This window comes from Mesosutterella faecium (assembly GCF_022809315.2).
In the GTDB taxonomy this organism is placed as follows: Bacteria; Pseudomonadota; Gammaproteobacteria; order Burkholderiales; family Burkholderiaceae_F; genus Mesosutterella; species Mesosutterella faecium.
Genome location: NZ_JAKZJU020000001.1, coordinates 1,217,519 through 1,233,553, shown reverse-complemented (window position 1 = coordinate 1,233,553; position 16,035 = coordinate 1,217,519). Strand labels below are relative to the sequence as shown.

The window sequence follows — 16,035 nt, the reverse complement described above, 5'->3', positions numbered from 1 at the left end:
CGCTTTTTTTGTGGCCGGCCCGGGGCAGCTCACTGCCCCACGCCGGCAAAAAACAGCGCCAAAGCCTCTGATCCTTCAAGGACCGGAGGCTTTTTTGTCGGCCGGTCCCTGAAGCGGCACCGGGCCGGAGAGGGGGAAAGCCCGAGCGTTTATCCCCTCAAAAGCCCCTCGGTCCGCAGGAATCCGGGGCTGCTGCGGGCTGGCGGGGGCGGCTTCGCGAAGATAAAATTTCCGCATCCTTCAACAGAGCCGCGGCCTGCCGGTGTTTTCTTCGCCGCCGCGGACTCCGGGGACTTCGAGACATGTACACCTCTTACTACTGGGCGCTTGGCGCGCTGGGCCTTTACACGGCGCTTAGGACCTATTGCCTTTTGCGGGGCAGAGGCCTGCTGCAGATTGCCTCCGCCGCTTTGGCCGCCCTGTCCTACGCCGTCTACCCGATCCTCGTCGTGATGGGCATCACGAGGCCCTGGGGCGACGGCATGCACATCGCGATTGTCGTCTCAGGCTTCTTTTTCTCCGCGGCCTTTCTTGAGACGCTCCTGCTCGTGCTGCGCGACCTGTGGCTCTCTCTGCGCTGGGCCGCAGGAAAAATCCGCCGCCGGATTTCGGGCGACTCCTTCAGCCTTTCCTTCGCACCCGAGCGGAAGCGTTCAGCAGCCCTTCCCGCCTTCTTCGCCTTCCTCGCCTTCGCGGGCGCGGCCTACGGAACCTGGCAAACCCAGCGCCTGCCCCTCATCCGCGAGGTCGAGATTCCGATTCCCCGTCTTCCCTCCTCGATGGACGGCCTTCGGATCGTGCAGCTCACCGACGTGCATCTCTCGCCCCTGTTCGCCCACAGGCGGATCGTGAGGATCGTCGGGGCTGCGCAGACCCTGAAGCCCGATCTCATCGTGGTGACGGGCGACATCGCCGACGGCACGCCGCAGGCGAGGCTCGCCGACGTCAGGGTTCTCGCCGGACTTCAAAAGAGTGCTCCGGTCGTCATGGTGCCGGGCAACCACGACTACTACGTCGACTTCGCGGCCTGGCGCGAGTGCTACCGCAGCCTGGGGCTGCCGCTGCTTGAGAACAGCTCGATGCGCCTCACGCTCCGGGGCGGAGCGGTCACCGTGGCCGGCCTCACGGACCGCTCCGGAGAGCTGCGCGGCTTTCCGGGGCCTGACATTTCGAAGGCGCTGTCCGGCGCCGCCCCCGACGCGCTCCGCATCGCGCTCATCCACCGCCCGGAGGATCCCGCCCCCCAGGCCGATCCGCGCTGGAAGGTGGACCTCGAGCTCGCGGGCCACACCCACGGCTCCCAGATGCTCTTTCTCTGGCCGATGGTCGCCCTTCAGAACCACGGCTACGTCCACGGCCTGTACCGGTTCGGGAGCATGCCCCTTTACGTGAGCGCGGGCTTCGGCCTGTGGAGCGGCGCGCCGATGCGCCTGGGCGTTCCCCCGGAACTCACCCTGATCACGCTGCGCTCGGCGCAGACATCGAAATAGACGAGGGGTCCGGCCCCCCGCCGGGCCCCGGCTCAAAGACGCCGAAGGCGCGGCCCTTCCCTTGCGGAAAGGCAGCGCCTTTTCTTTCCCCGCGCTAAAAGCCCTGGGGCGCTCTGAAGGGACCTTCAGCCGCCCCCTGCCTCGGACTCAGGCCGAGACGTAGCTGCTCGGCAGCACGTAAAAGAGCACCGAAAAGAACTGCAGCAGCGTCCCCGCGAAGACGAAGACGTGCCATATCGCGTGGTGGAAGGGGATGCGCTCCTTCACGTAAAAGAAGACTCCCGCCGAGTACGCGAGGCCGCCGGCCACCAGCAGCGCGATGCCGCCCGCGGGCAGCGCCTCGACCAGGGGCTTGATCACGACAAGGACGAGCCAGCCCATCAGCAGGTAGATGAGGCAGTTGATGAAATCGCCCCTTTTCATGAGGACCGGCTGCAGGGCGATGCCAATGGCGGCGAGTACCCACTCCACGATGCACAGCACCCAGCCGCGGGTCCCCTGAAGCGTGATCAGGCAAAAGGGCGTGTAGCTGCCCGCGATCAGCAGGTAAATCGAAGCGTGGTCGAAGACCTGGAAGACTTTCTTCGCCTTCGCCTTTCGCCGGGGAATCGCGTGATAGAGCGTCGAGGCGGTGTAAAGGATGATCATCGAGGCCCCGAAGAGCGCCACCGCGGTGACGTCCACCGCGGAGCGGCTCCATAGCGCCGCGAAGGTCACCATGACGACGAGACCCGCAATCGAAAGCAGCGCCGCGACGCCGTGCGTGACGCTGTTGGCGACTTCTTCGCCAAATGTGTAAAAAGCGGCCTGGCCTGCCATTTTGCTTCCCTCACTCACAATGAAATGCCAGAGGAACCGGGCTTTCCCCTTACAAAGCAGACCGGACTTGTCCGATCTTTGTCCGGGGAAACCCTTCCTTGGGCTGGCAAAAAAGCATTGTGACGGGACGGCCGCCCTGTAAACGCACCCAGTTTTAGGGGTTAACCCTATTTTTTGTGTTTGTTTGTAAACAAAATGCGGTAAAAGCCGGCTTCTGAAGCGTTTTGATGCAAAGCTTCAGAGAATCACGACTTCAGGGGTGAGCCTCACGCCGAACTTCCGCTCGATGCCCTCGACGATGCGGCCGCAGAGCGCCTCGACATCCCGGCCCGTGGCCCCGCCGCGGTTCACGAGGACGAGCGCCTGCCGGTCCCAGACGGCGGCCGCGCCCACGGATGCGCCCTTGAAGCCCGCGGCCTCGATGAGCCAGCCCGCGGCCAGCTTCGTGCGCCGGCCGCCAAGCGGGTAGGAGACGAGGCTCGGATAGGATTCGAGCAGGGCCCGGGCCTGCAGCTCCGGAATGACCGGGTTCTTGAAGAAGGATCCGGCGTTGCCGACCGTCTCGGGATCCGGAAGCTTCGCGCGCCGGAGCGCCTCGACCGCGTGCATCACGGCGGCCGCGTCCAGAGGCTTTCCTTCAAGCGCCGCCGCCAGCCCCTTGTAGCCCGTGACGGGGCGCCAGGCCCGGGGCGCGGGCAGCGAGAACGTGACCGCGGTGACAAGCCACGAGGCCGCCTGCGGGCGCTTGAAAACGGAGTCGCGGTAGCGGAAGTCGCACTCCTCGCAGGACAGGACGCGGCGGCTGCCGTCCTCGAGATCGAAAACTTCGACGGACTCGATCCGCTCAGCCGCCTCGAGACCGTAGGCCCCGATGTTCTGCACCGCGGCCCCGCCCACGGAACCGGGGATGAGGATGAGATTCTCGAGTCCCGGGTGCCCCGAAAGGGTGAGCATCCGCACGAGATGGTCCATCGTTTCGCCCGAGGCCGCGCGGAAGCGGTACTCGCCCTCCGGGCCCGGCTCGAGCTCGCGCACGCCGGTAAGACGGTTCACCGCCACAAGCCCGTCGTAGTCGCCCGTGAAAAGCACGTTGGAGCCCGCCCCGAGGATAAGCGGCCGCCTGGCCGCGCCCTTTTCGGCCCTGAACGCCTCGCACAGGGCGGGCAGCTCGTTCTCGCTCTTGAGCGTGAGAAGCCGGGAGGCCTTCGCCTCGATATGGAAGGTGGTGAGAGACCCGACGGAAACGTTCTTCTCAATCTGCATGGCTGGTCTGGAAATCGTGTTTTATCGCGCGAAGTGAAAAGAATACTTTAACAGAAAGCCGCTGCCGCGCCGCACTCCTTTTTGGGCCCCCCGGGGCCCCCCTTAAGGAAGCTCCAGTCTTTCGCGCACGCGCCGCACGACGGAGTCCGTGTCGAGTCCGCAGAGCCGCATCAGATCCTCGGTTGCGCCGTGCGGGACCCACCGGTCCGGAATCCCGAACTGCAGCACCCGGGGCGACAGGCCGTGCGAGGCGAGCAGCTCCAGCGTCCCGTCGCCCGCGCCTCCTTCAAGCGCCCCCTCTTCGGCCGTCACCAGACAGTCGCAGGAACGGGCCGCCTTGAGCACCGCCTCCTCATCGAGGGGCTTTGCAAAGCGCATGTCAACGAGTCCCGCGCCCAGCTCCTCGGCCGCTTTCTGAAGCCGCCAGGCCATCGAGCCGAAGGCGAGGAAAATGACGCGCTGCCCGGCGGGGACGCCGGGCTGGATCTCCCGCAGCGTCCGGGCCTTTCCGACCGGGATCGTCTCAAAGCCGGCCGACACCGGGGCTCCAGGCCCCTTGCCGCGGGGATAGCGCACCATGGTGGTCGAGTCCAGACTGTAGGCCGTGTTGAGCGCAAGCCTCGCCTCGTTTTCGTCCGACGGAGTGAAAATGGTCACGCCCGGCAGCGTCCGGAAAAGGGGAATGTCGAAAAAGCCATGGTGCGTGGTGCCGTCCGGGCCAACGATGCCCGCCCGGTCCACGGCGAAAAGAACCGGCAGGCCCTGCAACGCGACGTCGTGCTCGATCTGGTCGAAGGCGCGCTGCGCGAATGTCGAGTAAATCGCCACCACGGGCTTCATGCCCTCGCATGCGAGCCCGGCCGCATAGGTGACGGCGTGCTGCTCAGCGATCGAGACGTCGCGGAAGCGCTCGGGATAGAGCGAGGCGTACTCAACCAGCCCGGAGCCCTCGCGCATGGCGGGCGTGATCGCGTAAAAGCGCGGGTCCCTGCGGGCCGTGTCGCAGGCCCACCGCCCGAAAACCGCGCTGTAGGAAGGACCTGAGGCAGGCGCCTTCGCGATTCCGTGCACGGGGTCGAAGCAGCCCACGCCGTGGTAAGCCGTAGGATCGGCTTCCGCGGGCGGATAGCCCTTGCCCTTTTTCGTCACCACGTGCAGCACCATCGGGCCGCGCAGCTCCTTCAGGTTGCGCAGCACCCGCACGAGGTAGCCGATGTCGTGCCCGTCCACCGGTCCGAAGTAGTTAAGGTCGAAAGTCGAGAAAAGGGAAGAAGGCGGGGAAAAGAAATTCACGGCCTGCTTTTCCATCCGCTTCGCGAGGTCCCACAGGTGCGGGACTGAGGAGAGAAGGCGCTTGGAGCGCTCCCTCGCCCCCATGAAGGCGGGGGCGGAGACAAGTTTCGTTAGGTTGCGCGAAAGGGCTCCGACCGGGGCTGAAATCGAGTAGTTGTTGTCGTTGAGGATCACCAGCAGCCGGATGCGGTCCTTCCAGGAGCCCGCGTCATTCAGCGCCTCGACTGCCATGCCTCCCGTGAGCGCCCCGTCGCCTATCACCGCGATGTGCCAGCGGTCCCTGTGTCCGGAAAGATAGGAGCCCACGGCCATTCCGAGCACGGCTGAAATCGAGGTGGAGGAGTGCCCGGTTCCAAAGGCGTCGAAAGGGCTCTCGCTGCGGCGCGGAAAACCAGAGATGCCGCCCGTCTGGCGCAGCCCCTTCATCGCCTCGCGCCGCCCCGTGAGGATCTTGTGCGCGTAGGCCTGATGCCCCACGTCCCAGACCAGGCGGTCGTCGGGCGTATCAAACACATAGTGGATCGCAATGGCAAGCTCCACCGCCCCGAGGCTCGAGGCGAGGTGCCCCCCGGTCTTCGAAACCGACTCCACAATGAAGGCTCGAAGCTCAGCGGCAAGTTCCGGGAGCTTCTCCTCCGGAAGCTTTCGCAGGTCTTCCGGGCTCCTGATCGAATCAAGCAGATTCCCCATGACTGACTGGACCTTTTTCTCTAAGCCTGTTTCCTTTTCAGGCGGATGAGCTCCTTTCAGCGGCCTCGCGACACCACAAAGCGCGCGAGCTCTTCAAGCCGCCTTGTCTTTCCGGCGTAGCGCGGATCGCGCTCGAGGCCGTCCAGGGCCGCGGCGGCCTCCCTTCCCGCCTCGGCGGCGAGCCTGCGGGCCTCGTCCAGCCCGAGCAGCGACACGTAGGTCGCCTTTCCTTCCTCGCGGTCCTTGCCCGCGGACTTGCCAAGCGTCGCCGTGTCGGCCGTCACGTCCAGAATGTCATCGACGATCTGGAAGGCAAGCCCTACCGCGGAGCCGTAGCGAGACAAAGCCTCGAAAAGCTCCGGAACGGCCAGCCGCTCCTCGCCGCTGGCCGCGCCCATGAGGACGGCCGCGCGGATAAGCGCTCCGGTCTTCATCGCGTGCAGCCGCTTCAGATCTTCAAGGCCCGGGCCGGACACCCCTGCGCCCGTCGCCTTGATGTCGAGCCACTGCCCGCCGCACATGCCGCGCGCCCCCGCGCCTTCGGCGAGCAGCCGCACGAGCCGCTGCAGCCTCGCCCCTGGCACAGCGACCGAAGCGAGCACCCGAAAAGCCTCAGCCTGAAGCGCGTCGCCCGCGAGCACGCCTTCGGCGAAGCCGTATTTCGCGTGGGTCGAGGCCCTGCCGTGCCGCAGGGAGTCGTTGTCCATGCAGGGCAGATCGTCGTGGACGAGCGAATAGGAGTGGATGAATTCAAGCGCGAGAGCAGCGGCGTCAACCGCAGGCTCAGGCGCCTGGGTGAGTTCGCCCGCCGCATAGGCGAGCAGGGGCCTCACGCGCTTTCCTCCTCCGAGGACCGACCAGCGCATCGCCTCCTGCAGCAGTTCCGGGAAAACGCCCGCGGGCAGCGCCCGCTCGGCCGCCGCTTCGAAATGTCCGCGCCTTTCCCGCGCCCAGTCTTCAAATGAAGTCATGCTCCGTCTCCCGCAAGAACCTCAGAACGGGACGTCATCGTCCGGCGCGGCGGGGGACGCCCCCGAGACCGCGTCCGGGCGCTCGGGCACCCTCGAGGCGCTGTCGGCCCGCAGCTCCGAGTCCTTCAGCGGAGAGAGCTCCCCGTCAGCCTCCAGCTTTTTGATTTCCTTTTCGGCCCTGGAAAGCTTGCCGCGGCAAAACCGCGTGAGCTCCATGCCGCGCCTGTAGGCCTCAAGCGATTCCTCGAGCGGGAGGTTGCCCTCCTCCATCCGCGCGACAAGCTCTTCGAGCTCGTCCACAGCCTGCTCGTAGGTCAGTTTCTTCGCCGCTATCCTCGCTTCTGCTGACATTTTGTAAGAAGCTCCGCCTTATGCAACAAACGTTGATGGCTTCAATTGTACAGAACCGCGCGGCCGTCACTCCGGCCGGCCGCGGCGGGTTACAATCCGCTTTCGTCTGCTTCCCTTTCCCTCCCCGAGAAGTCCTGCGCCATGTTTCAGCCCTTCTGGATGCTTGCCGCCGCCGTGCTCTTCACTCTGATGGCAGCCTGCACCAAATGGGGCGCGGCCGACTACGGCACCTTCGCGCTCGTCTTCTGGCGCTCGCTTATCGGGCTCGCCGCGCTGGGAGTCTGGATCGCCGCAAGCGGCCGAACGATCCGCACGCGCTATTTTCTCGGGCACGTGAAGCGCTCCTTCATCGGCACCTCGAGTCTCGTCATCTGGTTCTGGGTGCTCGGGCGGCTGCCGCTTGAAACCGCGATGACGCTCAATTACACGAGCCCGCTCTACATGGCGGCCTACATCACGCTGCTGCACCTCAGGCACGGGCTGCCCGCCGACTGGCCCCTCTCGGGCTCGATCATCGCCGGGTTTCTCGGCGTGCTACTCGTGCTGCAGCCCTCGGTTGCCGCCGGCCAACACACGGCCGTCCTCATCGGCCTGTCCTGCGGATTCCTCTCCTGCTGGGCGATGCTGCAGGTGCGGGAGCTGAGCGCGATGCACGAACCGACCTGGCGCATCGTCTTTTACTTCACGCTGATGGGAGTGATCGCGGGCCTGTGCGGCTCCTTTTTCGAACCGCGGGGACTCGCGGTGATCCCGACCTTCAGGGGCATCGCGCCGCTGCTCAGCGTAGGGCTTTTCGGCATTTTGGCACAGCTGTGCCTCACCCGCGCCTTCGGGGGAGGCAACATCCTGCTCACTTCAGCGCTGCAGTTTTCCGCGATCGTCTTTTCGGCCATCATGAGCGCCGTGGCCTTCGACAGCCCGATCTCCGCCTCGGCGGTGTTCGGGATCGCGCTCATCATCGCGGCCGGCACCGCAGCCACTTATTTCTCGCGCAGAGGCTGGAAAAAACTCGAGGGAGACGCAGCGGACCGCTCCTGAAAGGGTTCTGACGCGGCATTACAATCAGCTTTCCGGCCTTTCAGCCAGCCACAAAAAAGCAGCCTAAACCCATGAGATCACTCTGGATGCTTGGTGCATCGTTTTTCTTCGCCCTGATGTCCGCCTTTGTCAAAATGGGGGCCGGCCACTTCTCGTTTTTCGAACTGGTGGGCTACCGTTCGCTCTTCGGCGTCATCCTGATCGGCACCTGGGTCGCCGCCACGCACCGGACCCTTGCGACGCCGCATCTTCTCGGGCACTTCAAGCGCAGCTTCATCGGAACTTTTTCGATGACGCTCTGGTTCTATGCGATGGGACTGCTGCCGCTCGCGACCGGCCTCACCCTCAACTACACAAATCCCCTGTTCATGGCGGTCATCATTACGACGGCCGCCCTGCTGCATCACGAGCGTCCGCAGTGGGGGCTCGTGGCGGCCATCGGGGCAGGCTTCTTCGGCGTCGTGCTGATGCTGCACCCGACGGTCGCGGCCGGCCAGGTAAGGCCCGCGTTGCTGGGCCTATTCTCGGGACTCCTCGCCTCTCTCGTGGGGCTGCAGATCCGGGAGCTCGCGCGCATGCACGAGCCCACCTGGCGGATCGTCTTCTACTACACGGCCTTCGGCACCGTCTGGGGCCTGGGAGGACACCTGCTCTTGAACGGCAGCCTCTCCGCGATCACCCGCGAGAGCCTCCTGCCGCTGGCCGGCATGGGGCTTTCGGCCACGGTAGCGCAGCTGTGCATGACGCAGGCCTTCGGCGTGAAGAACATCCTCGTCTCCTCGGTGCTGCAGTACTCGGCGATCATCTTCGCCACCGTCTTCGGCTACCTGTTCTTCGGCGACCGGATCTCCGGGGACGCCGCGGCGGGCATCGCGATCATCATCGTCTCGGGGATCACCGCCTCGCTCTACATCCGAAGGCACAGGCAGGCGGGCTGAAGGAGGCAGCGGCCGTTCACCCCCGGACCCGCTGCGCTATGCTTGTCGCACTCAGGCGCCCCGAGGCGGGACGCCTCCCTTCTCATTGCCAAAGCAGGATTGAACCCATGAACCGCAGAACCTTCGCCCTGGCGCTTTCGGCCCTCGCCCTTGGCTGCCTTCCCCCTGCGCGCGCCGCGCAGGCCCCCGCCCTCAAGAATCTCGGGGGCACCCGCTGGATGATGGTGCTTCCCAAGGGCAGCAGCTGCGAGGTGCCGCCGGAGGTCGATTTCGCCAAAGACGGAACCCTCGAGGGCGACACGGGGTGCAACGAATTCGGCGGGACCTGGGAAACGGACGGAAAGCGGCTCTCGATCAAGCGCCGCAACAAGACCAGCCGCAACTGCGCGAAGCAGTTCCTCGACCTCGAGCATGCCTTTGCCGGAGCGCTTGACCGGACCGATTCGGCGAAGCCTGCCGGAAGCGATCTCATTCTGCTCGATGCCGAAGGCCGCGAGCTGCTGCGGCTCACGCCCGCCGTGGCAGGCTCCTGCCAGTAGAGCTCCCTTTCAGGCTCCTGCAGGGCGCAAAGCCCTGCGGCTTCCTTTTCCGTAACTGGTCACACGTGCGCTGCTGGGCGCACCACGAAAAAGGCGCGGCCCGAAGCTTTCGCTTCAGGCCGCGCCTTTTTTATCTGCATCTCCCGCCGGACTGAAAGGAGGAGGAAAGCCCGCCTCCCTTCAGCGCGGCCGCCCCGCCTCAGTAATTGTTGGCAGGCGAGTGGCAAACCGAGCAGTTGTAGCGGATCGGCGCGGGTTCCATCGCACCGTTCTTGCCCTTCATCCAGTGATCCGCGGGCATTGCGGTGGCCGTGCCCTTCTTCGCAGGCTGCCCCACCCTCTTGTAGCTGTCGGCGTGGCACATCAGGCACATGTTCTTGTCCTTCGTGATCTCCATGCCCTTCGTATCATGGGGGATGAGAACGTTGGTGGCCGCGCCCGCATTCACGGCGAAGGCCGCGAGAAGCACGAAAGCCGCGGCACCGATTTTCTTTGTCATCATGTCAGAATCCTTCTTCTCTGGGCCCGGGGAACCTTCCCGTCCCTCTTTCGGGCGGGAAGGCGGCCCTCAGGCCGGTTCTTCGGCAGGCTTTTAGGCCTTCTCGACCCGAATGGCGCACTTTTTGTAGTCCGGCTCGAGCGAGAGCGGGCAGGTGGCGTCCAGGCACAGCTGGTTGAACTGCACGTTCTGGTCGAAGAACGCGCCCCAGGTGATGCCCTTCTGCACGGGCATCCTGCCGCCCAGGCAGGCCCTGGCGTAGATGGTCGCGCGCCGGCTCGTCACCTTCACGCGGTCCCCGTCGGCAATTCCCCGCTTCTTGGCGTCGGCCGGGTTCATGTAAAGCCTTGCCTCCGGCACGGCCTTCAGGAGCTCGGGCACGCGGGTAGTCATCGTGCCGGTATGCCAGTGCTCCATGAGGCGGCCGGTGTCAAACCACAGGTCGTACTTCTCGTCGGGCATCTCGACCGGGTCGGCGTACGGACGGAAGAAAATCTTCGCGCGGTTCGGCAGGGGCTTGGGCGTCTTGTCGGTGACCCCGTCGAGGTTGCCCGAGGGGATCGCCTTCATCAGCGGCCCGTAGAAGGCGAAGTCCGCTCCCTTGCAGAAGGGGTCGTACTTGCCGTTGAAGCGGTAGGAGATGCTCTTGCCGTCGATGTAGGGCCAGACGATGCCGTGGCCAAGGATCGACTCGTCGAAGTGGCAGATCTGGTGCTCACCCTGGGTGAACTGCCAGTACTCCTCGTAGAGCGCCTTCTCCGGGAACCAGCCGTCGCCCAGAACTTCGGCCGTGCCGCAGGCGCGGCCCTTCCACTTGGGATCGGGCCACTTGAAGCTGCGCAGGAACTTGTTGCCGAAAATCACGTCGTAGAGCGAGGCCTCGGGGTCGATGCCCATCGCACGGGCGCGGTCGAGCACGTTGGGCAGGGTCTTGCCGCCAGGCAGCTTCTGCTCCTTCCAGCATTCCTTGATCTTGAAGCGCTTGGCGAACTCGAGCATCATCCAGACGTCGGTGCGGGCCTCGCCCGGGGCCTTCACCATCTCGGGCCAGCCGTTGGTGCGCCGCTCGCCGTTGCCGTAAACGCCCCACTTCTCGAAGATCATCGAGGCGGGCAGTATCAGGTCCGCAGCCTGCGTGGCGGAGAACGTCGGATAGGCATCGGCCACCACGATGAAGTTCTCGGGCTTTCTGGCGGCGCGCAGCCAGTGCGTCGAGTTGGGCGTCGACTGGAAGATATTGACGACCTGGGTCCACAGGAACCGCACGGTGCCGTCCTCGAGCCCGCGCAGCAGTTTCATGGCGTCGTAGCCCACCACGCCGTTGAGCGTTCCTTCGGGCAGTCCCCAGATCTTCTCGCACTTCGCGCGGTGCTTCGGATTCGCCACGAGCAGATCCGAGGGCAGGCGGTGCGAGAACGTCCCCACCTCGCGGCAGGTGCCGCAGGCCGAAGGCTGGCCGGTGAGCGAGAACATGCTGTTGCCGGGCTTCGCCTGCTTGTTCATGAGAAGGTGAATCGAGTACAGCGACTCGTTGATCCAGGTGCCGCGCTGGTGCTGGTTGGTGCCCATGCAGCCCGTGGAGATGACGCGCGAGGCCTTGTCGCAGTAAATGTCGGCAAGCATCTTCAGCTTTTTGGCGAAAGAGTCCGCCGACTCATCGGGATCGCCCTTCGCGACCCGGACCGTATACTCGAGCGTGTAGGGCTCAACGCCCTTCTTGAAGTCCTCGAAGGTGATGTGCCAGTGCGAGCCCGCGGGGCCGCCCGCGTGCTTCTGCTCGACCGCTTCACCCGGCCGGCGGCGCTGGCCCACGGCCTCGGCCTCCGAGAGCACCTTCTTCACCTGCTTGGCCTGCGTGTCTTTTTCAGCCGGATAGGCGAACTTGTCGGTCGGGCGCATGCCGTAGCCGATGTCCGACGGGCCCGTGGCGAAAATGCAGTGGCGGTCGATGAAGTCCTTGTCGTAGCAGCCGCGGTGCACGATCTCGCGCAGGATGTAGTTCGCGATCGCAAGGTCACTGTTCGGCTTGAAGATGATGTCGACGTCGGCGTTGCGCGAGGAAAGCGTCGGATGCGTCTGCAGGTTAATGATGCGGTAGCCCGGAATCGTGCGCTTCGCGGCGATGATCCGGCTCCAGAGCACGGGGTGCGCCTCGGCGGGGTTGTTGCCCCAGAGCACGATGTTCTGCGTGCGCTCGAAGTCGTGGTAGCCGGCCGAGGGCTCGTCCACGCCGAAGACCTGGTACATGCCCACCACAGCCGACGCCATGCAAAGGCGGGCGTTCGGGTCGATGTTGTTCGAGCGGAATCCGGCCTTGAGGAGCTTCACGACTGCAACGCCCTCGGGAATGGTGTACTGGCCGGAGCCGAAGATCCCGACGCCGGTGGGGCCGAGCTCCTGATAGGCGGCCCTCCAGTGCTTCTCCATCTCGTCGAGGGCTTCTTTCCAGCTGACGGGCTCGAACTTGCCGTTCTTGTCGAACTTGCCGTTCGTGCGGCGCATCAGGGGACGCGTGAGGCGGTCCTTGCCGTACATGATCTCAGAGTTGTAGTAGCCCTTGAGACAGGTGAGGCCGCGGTTCACCTCGCAGTCCGGGTCGCCCTTGGTCGCCACGATGCGGCCGTTTTTCGTACCGACGAGCAGGCCGCAGCCCGTACCGCAGAAGCGGCAGACGCCTTTGGTCCAAGTGATGCCCGCTTCAGCCTCGCGCGCGGCCCCTGCCGCCTCAGAGGTGATTGGAATGCCCGCGATGCTTGCGGCGGAGGCCGCGACGCCCGCCTTCATGAGGCGCCGGCGGCTGACACGCACCGTAGAAATCGCACTGGTGTTTTCCATTTGCTTCTCCTAGTTGCGGGGCACCGCCGCGCCGCCCTTCTTGTCTGCGGGCTTGCATGGCGCGGGGAGCCCCTTTGCCTGCCGGACCGCGGGAGCCGCCGCTGCGGCGCGGACCTCATTCTCCCGAAGTCTGCGCCCGCGGCTCCGCGGCCGGATCTAAAAAACGAACTTAAAAAACTACGCCCGGGACCCCTCTGCGCTGTCCTCCTGGCTCACGACCAGAGAGGCGTCCTGCACGCCCGGAAGCTCCAGAAGCTCCCGGAAGATCCCGGCTTCCTTAGAAATGGACTCGCCTTCGATCACGGCGATGAAGCGCCCCGAAGCCCGTTCCTGCTGGAACACTTCGAGCCCGTGCTCCTGCACGGACTTCACGGCAAGGTCAAATTTTCCCGGGGCCGCAGTCACAAGTATGCCTGAATAGAACATGAAAGATCCCCTTTGATCAGGAGCCCCGGCCCGCCCGGGCGGAGGCTTTGCGCAGCTGCACGACCTTATCGGCCTGTGCGAGCAGCTGGGCGCGCTCGGCGCTGCCCGTCGGAAATTTTTCCGCCATTGTGCGGAAAAGTCTCTCGGCGACCGCCCACTCCCCGCGCTGCACGGCGATCGCGCTGCGCACCATCATGGCGTTTCCGTAGTCGGGCTGCATCGCGAAAGCCTGGTCGAGCCATCCGACTGCCTTCTTCATGCGCACCTCAAGACTCATCGGCTCAGGCATGGAAATGAGGGCCGCGGCCGCCTCCGTGTAAACCACGGGGTTGCGCGCCTTCGGGTCGCCCGAGAGCGCCCGTTCGTAATAGTCGGCGGCCGGGCCGAACTGCCCGCGATCCGCATACCGGCGCGCGAGCATCACCGCCGCGCGCCCGTCGCCGGGATGCGCGCGACACCAGGCCTCAAGCTGCGCGTCGTCCGTGTTTTCCGTAATCCCGGCCGCGGCGCGCTGCTCGGCCTGAGCTTTCATTTCAGAGGCGGGATCGGAGGCCTGGGCGACCGCCGCAGCCTGCGAGGCGGTGGGCGCCTCGACCCTTCCACCGGCCAGCCCCAGGATTTCAGGACTGCCGAAATGGCTGTAGGCCAGCCAGGCCGCGCCCGGCACCGCGGCTGCGAGCACCAGGGCCGTGGCGATCCTGAGGAAGCGGCTGTTCTTCAAGAACCCGCCGCGGGCCCCGGACGAAAGCTCTTCGAGGGCCCTGCGTTCAAGCTCTTCGGTCTCTTCGAGGTACTGCTGTTCGGAAATGCGGCCCGCCTTCCGGTCCGCTTCAAGCCTCGAGCGCTCGCCGGCAAGGAGCTTTCTCGCCTCGTCGCGCTGCGACTCGGGCGAAGCGGCCCTCTTCCGGGCCCTGACCGCCGGCACAAAAAGGAGGGCGAGCACAACGGCAACGAGCCCTGCCGCCGCAGCGGCAAACCATAACGTTTCGTTCATAGAGAGTGGTTGAAAAAGATCGGGCGGAAAACCCGCCCGCTCTGCGATCCGGGTTAAGCAGGCCCGGGCGGACGGCCCGGGCCTTTTCCCGTTTTTCAGGAAGGAGCTGCCGGCTTACTTCTTCGCGGCGCCCTGTTTGTCGGCCACCGCCTTGCGAAGCAGATCGCGGGCCTTGGTGGCGCTCTTCGCGGCGGTATCAAGCTGCTTCATGGCGAGTTCCGGATTGTGGAACCAGGCGCCGTTGGTCGCCGTGTTCCATTCCCAGTTCACATGCGCGGTGGCATGCAGCTTGCGGGCCTGCTCGAGCACGTCCTCGGAGACGCCGGCCGCCTTCGCGATTTCAAAGGCATTGAACATCTCGGTCATGCGCTGCTCGGCGTTGCGGACCTTGCCCGTGTAGTGATTGTGCATCGCATCGATCACCTGGTTCATCTGCTTGGCCGTCTTGTCCTTGTGGCAGGTCAGGCAGGTCTCCTTCATGTAGTTGCGGGGAGAGGTGGCCCAGTGGTTCGTGATCGTCTTGCCGCCCTTCTTCACCTTGGGCATATGGCAGGCGGCGCAGCCGATGCCCGCCTTGTCGTGCACCGAGTTGTTGTAGGTCTCGGTGTCGGGATGCTGCATCTTGATCAGCTTCGCCCCGGTGAGCGGATGCTTGAAGTCGGCGTAGCCCACATGGTCGTAGAACTTCTCGATCGTGTCGGTGGTCACGAACGGGAAGAGGTTCGTGAGCCGGCTGTCAAAGCCCACCTTCTTGCCGGTCTTCGGATCGAGGCCCGGGTTGCAGACGTACTCGACGTGGCACTGGGCGCACATGAGCTTGGAGTCGGGCTTGCTCAGGTAACCCACCTTGCGCACGAAGCCTCGGACGCCCGCATCCTTCACGTCGACCTTGGCCCAGTTCCTGCCCTCGTTGTAGACGGAGGGGAAGTCCGTGCGTGTGACGGCCTGGATGAGCGCGTCGCGCACGATGCGCGGCTTCGCGTTGTGAGGATCATGGCAGAAGTTGCAGTTGAGCGCGTGATTGGACGCCCTCATCACGTCGATCGGCGAGCCGGTGCGCGAGAAGGTGGTGCCGGGCTTCGGATCGCCCAGATACGCCCAGCCGAGCATCGGGTCGGTCGTCTTGCAGGTCCAGCACACCGCATTGCCGGCCGCCGCCGTTCCGGGCACGCCGCGGACCTTCTGCTGGTTGTCGCCGGGCCAGATGTCCTTCACCATGTCCCAGGCCTTGATCGCGCCCGAGCCATGGGCGGCGTAGAGCCAGCCTTCCTTCGGCTGGAAGCGTCCGCCCCAGCCGCGGTCGACCAGCATCTGGTCCATCAGCATGAAGTTGTGCGAGCGCGGCTCGTCATGCTCGGTGGTGAAGCCGTGGCCGCCCAAGGCCATATTGAAGAAGGGGTTCGGGGAAGGACCGTTCGCCGCAGTCTTGCTCTTGCGGGCCTCCCTCTTGTCGTTGGCCTTGTAGAGGCTTGTGAACTGCTCCTTGTGGCAGGTGCCGCAGACCGCCGGGTCATTGTTGGTACCCGGACGCTTCACCTGGCCGGCGACGTGCTTGTCAAGATCGCTGTGGCAGGTCGAGCAGGCCACGTTCTTGTGGGCGCTGATGTGGTTGGATTCAGTGATGTCCTTGTGGCAGCCCGCGCAGGACGCGCTATTTGCGGCCGAGGCGATCGAGGCGAAGGTCCCCGCAACCGCTAAGGCAAGACATCGGGCTAACAAACTACGGGTGAGCTGCATAGTTAAGTCTCCTTAAACGCTGCATCGCTGCATTCTTTGTCGGCTCAAAGCGGTCTTTTTCTGTCTTCCGCCGCCTTCATGCGCCATCTTGCTGTCAGTCTTAATTAAACCTTACGACACGGAGCTATTCACCATCCAAAAGAACTATTTAA

At 64.9% G+C, this 16,035-nt stretch carries 14 protein-coding genes; 4 read left to right on the top strand and 10 right to left on the bottom strand.

The genetic code is table 11. The annotated features are described in order from the left end of the window. The first annotated feature begins 302 nt into the window (after nucleotides 1-302). The gene (locus MUN46_RS05760; protein ID WP_243376686.1) at nucleotides 303-1,490 is read left to right on the top strand and encodes a metallophosphoesterase; all 1,188 of its coding nucleotides are present in this window, start codon (nucleotides 303-305) and stop codon (nucleotides 1,488-1,490) included. A 147-nt stretch (nucleotides 1,491-1,637) separates the two neighbouring features. Here the strand turns inward: MUN46_RS05760 and trhA are convergent, their stop codons facing one another. The 5 genes from trhA to xseB all read right to left on the bottom strand — a co-directional run bounded on the left by trhA (nucleotide 1,638) and on the right by xseB (nucleotide 6,877). Next, nucleotides 1,638-2,309, bottom strand: coding sequence for a PAQR family membrane homeostasis protein TrhA (gene trhA, locus MUN46_RS05755; RefSeq protein WP_243376685.1), 672 nt, complete (start codon nucleotides 2,307-2,309; stop codon nucleotides 1,638-1,640). Nucleotides 2,310-2,546: 237 nt separating this feature from the next. Further along, nucleotides 2,547-3,572 carry a UDP-N-acetylmuramate dehydrogenase gene (gene murB, locus MUN46_RS05750; protein WP_243376684.1) on the bottom strand — a complete coding sequence of 342 codons (1,026 nt, stop codon included), beginning with the start codon at nucleotides 3,570-3,572 and terminating at the stop codon, nucleotides 2,547-2,549. Between the two features lie 102 nt (nucleotides 3,573-3,674). After that, on the bottom strand, nucleotides 3,675-5,555 hold the full coding sequence (dxs, locus tag MUN46_RS05745; protein ID WP_243376683.1) for a 1-deoxy-D-xylulose-5-phosphate synthase: 1,881 nt from the start codon (nucleotides 5,553-5,555) through the stop codon (nucleotides 3,675-3,677). A gap of 56 nt (nucleotides 5,556-5,611) precedes the next feature. Beyond that, entirely contained in the window at nucleotides 5,612-6,526 is a 915-nt protein-coding gene (locus MUN46_RS05740) for a polyprenyl synthetase family protein (protein ID WP_243376682.1), read from the bottom strand. Between the two features lie 21 nt (nucleotides 6,527-6,547). Then, on the bottom strand, nucleotides 6,548-6,877 hold the full coding sequence (gene xseB / locus MUN46_RS05735; protein WP_243376681.1) for an exodeoxyribonuclease VII small subunit: 330 nt from the start codon (nucleotides 6,875-6,877) through the stop codon (nucleotides 6,548-6,550). Between the two features lie 141 nt (nucleotides 6,878-7,018). On the opposite strand from xseB, the gene MUN46_RS05730 reads away from it, so the two are divergent. The 3 genes from MUN46_RS05730 (at nucleotide 7,019) to MUN46_RS05720 (ending at nucleotide 9,392) form a co-directional block, all read left to right on the top strand. Continuing rightward, complete coding sequence (locus MUN46_RS05730) at nucleotides 7,019-7,915, top strand: DMT family transporter (protein WP_243376680.1); 897 nt, start codon at nucleotides 7,019-7,021, stop codon at nucleotides 7,913-7,915. A gap of 71 nt (nucleotides 7,916-7,986) precedes the next feature. Next, on the top strand, nucleotides 7,987-8,853 hold the full coding sequence (locus MUN46_RS05725) for a DMT family transporter (RefSeq protein WP_237978073.1): 867 nt from the start codon (nucleotides 7,987-7,989) through the stop codon (nucleotides 8,851-8,853). Nucleotides 8,854-8,960: 107 nt separating this feature from the next. Next, a complete protein-coding gene (locus MUN46_RS05720) occupies nucleotides 8,961-9,392 on the top strand; it encodes an META domain-containing protein (protein ID WP_243376679.1) in 432 nt (143 codons plus the stop codon). A gap of 199 nt (nucleotides 9,393-9,591) precedes the next feature. Here the strand turns inward: MUN46_RS05720 and MUN46_RS05715 are convergent, their stop codons facing one another. The 5 genes from MUN46_RS05715 to MUN46_RS05695 form a co-directional block, all read right to left on the bottom strand. Beyond that, a complete protein-coding gene (locus MUN46_RS05715) occupies nucleotides 9,592-9,894 on the bottom strand; it encodes a nitrate reductase cytochrome c-type subunit (RefSeq protein WP_243376678.1) in 303 nt (100 codons plus the stop codon). 90 nt (nucleotides 9,895-9,984) lie between these two features. After that, on the bottom strand, nucleotides 9,985-12,726 hold the full coding sequence (gene napA / locus MUN46_RS05710) for a nitrate reductase catalytic subunit NapA (RefSeq protein ID WP_243376677.1): 2,742 nt from the start codon (nucleotides 12,724-12,726) through the stop codon (nucleotides 9,985-9,987). 177 nt (nucleotides 12,727-12,903) lie between these two features. Continuing rightward, entirely contained in the window at nucleotides 12,904-13,152 is a 249-nt protein-coding gene (locus MUN46_RS05705; protein ID WP_237978077.1) for a chaperone NapD, read from the bottom strand. Nucleotides 13,153-13,168: 16 nt separating this feature from the next. Then, the gene (ccmI, locus tag MUN46_RS05700; RefSeq protein WP_243376676.1) at nucleotides 13,169-14,146 is read right to left on the bottom strand and encodes a c-type cytochrome biogenesis protein CcmI; all 978 of its coding nucleotides are present in this window, start codon (nucleotides 14,144-14,146) and stop codon (nucleotides 13,169-13,171) included. A gap of 114 nt (nucleotides 14,147-14,260) precedes the next feature. Continuing rightward, the gene (locus MUN46_RS05695) at nucleotides 14,261-15,883 is read right to left on the bottom strand and encodes an ammonia-forming cytochrome c nitrite reductase subunit c552 (protein WP_243376675.1); all 1,623 of its coding nucleotides are present in this window, start codon (nucleotides 15,881-15,883) and stop codon (nucleotides 14,261-14,263) included. Nucleotides 15,884-16,035: the final 152 nt, after the last annotated feature.

Coding starts and splice junctions, on each gene's coding strand:
- MUN46_RS05760 (WP_243376686.1), top strand. CDS start 303: ATGTACACCTCTTACTACTGGGCGCTTGGCGCGCTGGGCCTTTACACG.
- trhA (WP_243376685.1), bottom strand. CDS start 2,309: ATGGCAGGCCAGGCCGCTTTTTACACATTTGGCGAAGAAGTCGCCAAC.
- murB (WP_243376684.1), bottom strand. CDS start 3,572: ATGCAGATTGAGAAGAACGTTTCCGTCGGGTCTCTCACCACCTTCCAT.
- dxs (WP_243376683.1), bottom strand. CDS start 5,555: ATGGGGAATCTGCTTGATTCGATCAGGAGCCCGGAAGACCTGCGAAAG.
- MUN46_RS05740 (WP_243376682.1), bottom strand. CDS start 6,526: ATGACTTCATTTGAAGACTGGGCGCGGGAAAGGCGCGGACATTTCGAA.
- xseB (WP_243376681.1), bottom strand. CDS start 6,877: ATGTCAGCAGAAGCGAGGATAGCGGCGAAGAAACTGACCTACGAGCAG.
- MUN46_RS05730 (WP_243376680.1), top strand. CDS start 7,019: ATGTTTCAGCCCTTCTGGATGCTTGCCGCCGCCGTGCTCTTCACTCTG.
- MUN46_RS05725 (WP_237978073.1), top strand. CDS start 7,987: ATGAGATCACTCTGGATGCTTGGTGCATCGTTTTTCTTCGCCCTGATG.
- MUN46_RS05720 (WP_243376679.1), top strand. CDS start 8,961: ATGAACCGCAGAACCTTCGCCCTGGCGCTTTCGGCCCTCGCCCTTGGC.
- MUN46_RS05715 (WP_243376678.1), bottom strand. CDS start 9,894: ATGATGACAAAGAAAATCGGTGCCGCGGCTTTCGTGCTTCTCGCGGCC.
- napA (WP_243376677.1), bottom strand. CDS start 12,726: ATGGAAAACACCAGTGCGATTTCTACGGTGCGTGTCAGCCGCCGGCGC.
- MUN46_RS05705 (WP_237978077.1), bottom strand. CDS start 13,152: ATGTTCTATTCAGGCATACTTGTGACTGCGGCCCCGGGAAAATTTGAC.
- ccmI (WP_243376676.1), bottom strand. CDS start 14,146: ATGAACGAAACGTTATGGTTTGCCGCTGCGGCGGCAGGGCTCGTTGCC.
- MUN46_RS05695 (WP_243376675.1), bottom strand. CDS start 15,883: ATGCAGCTCACCCGTAGTTTGTTAGCCCGATGTCTTGCCTTAGCGGTT.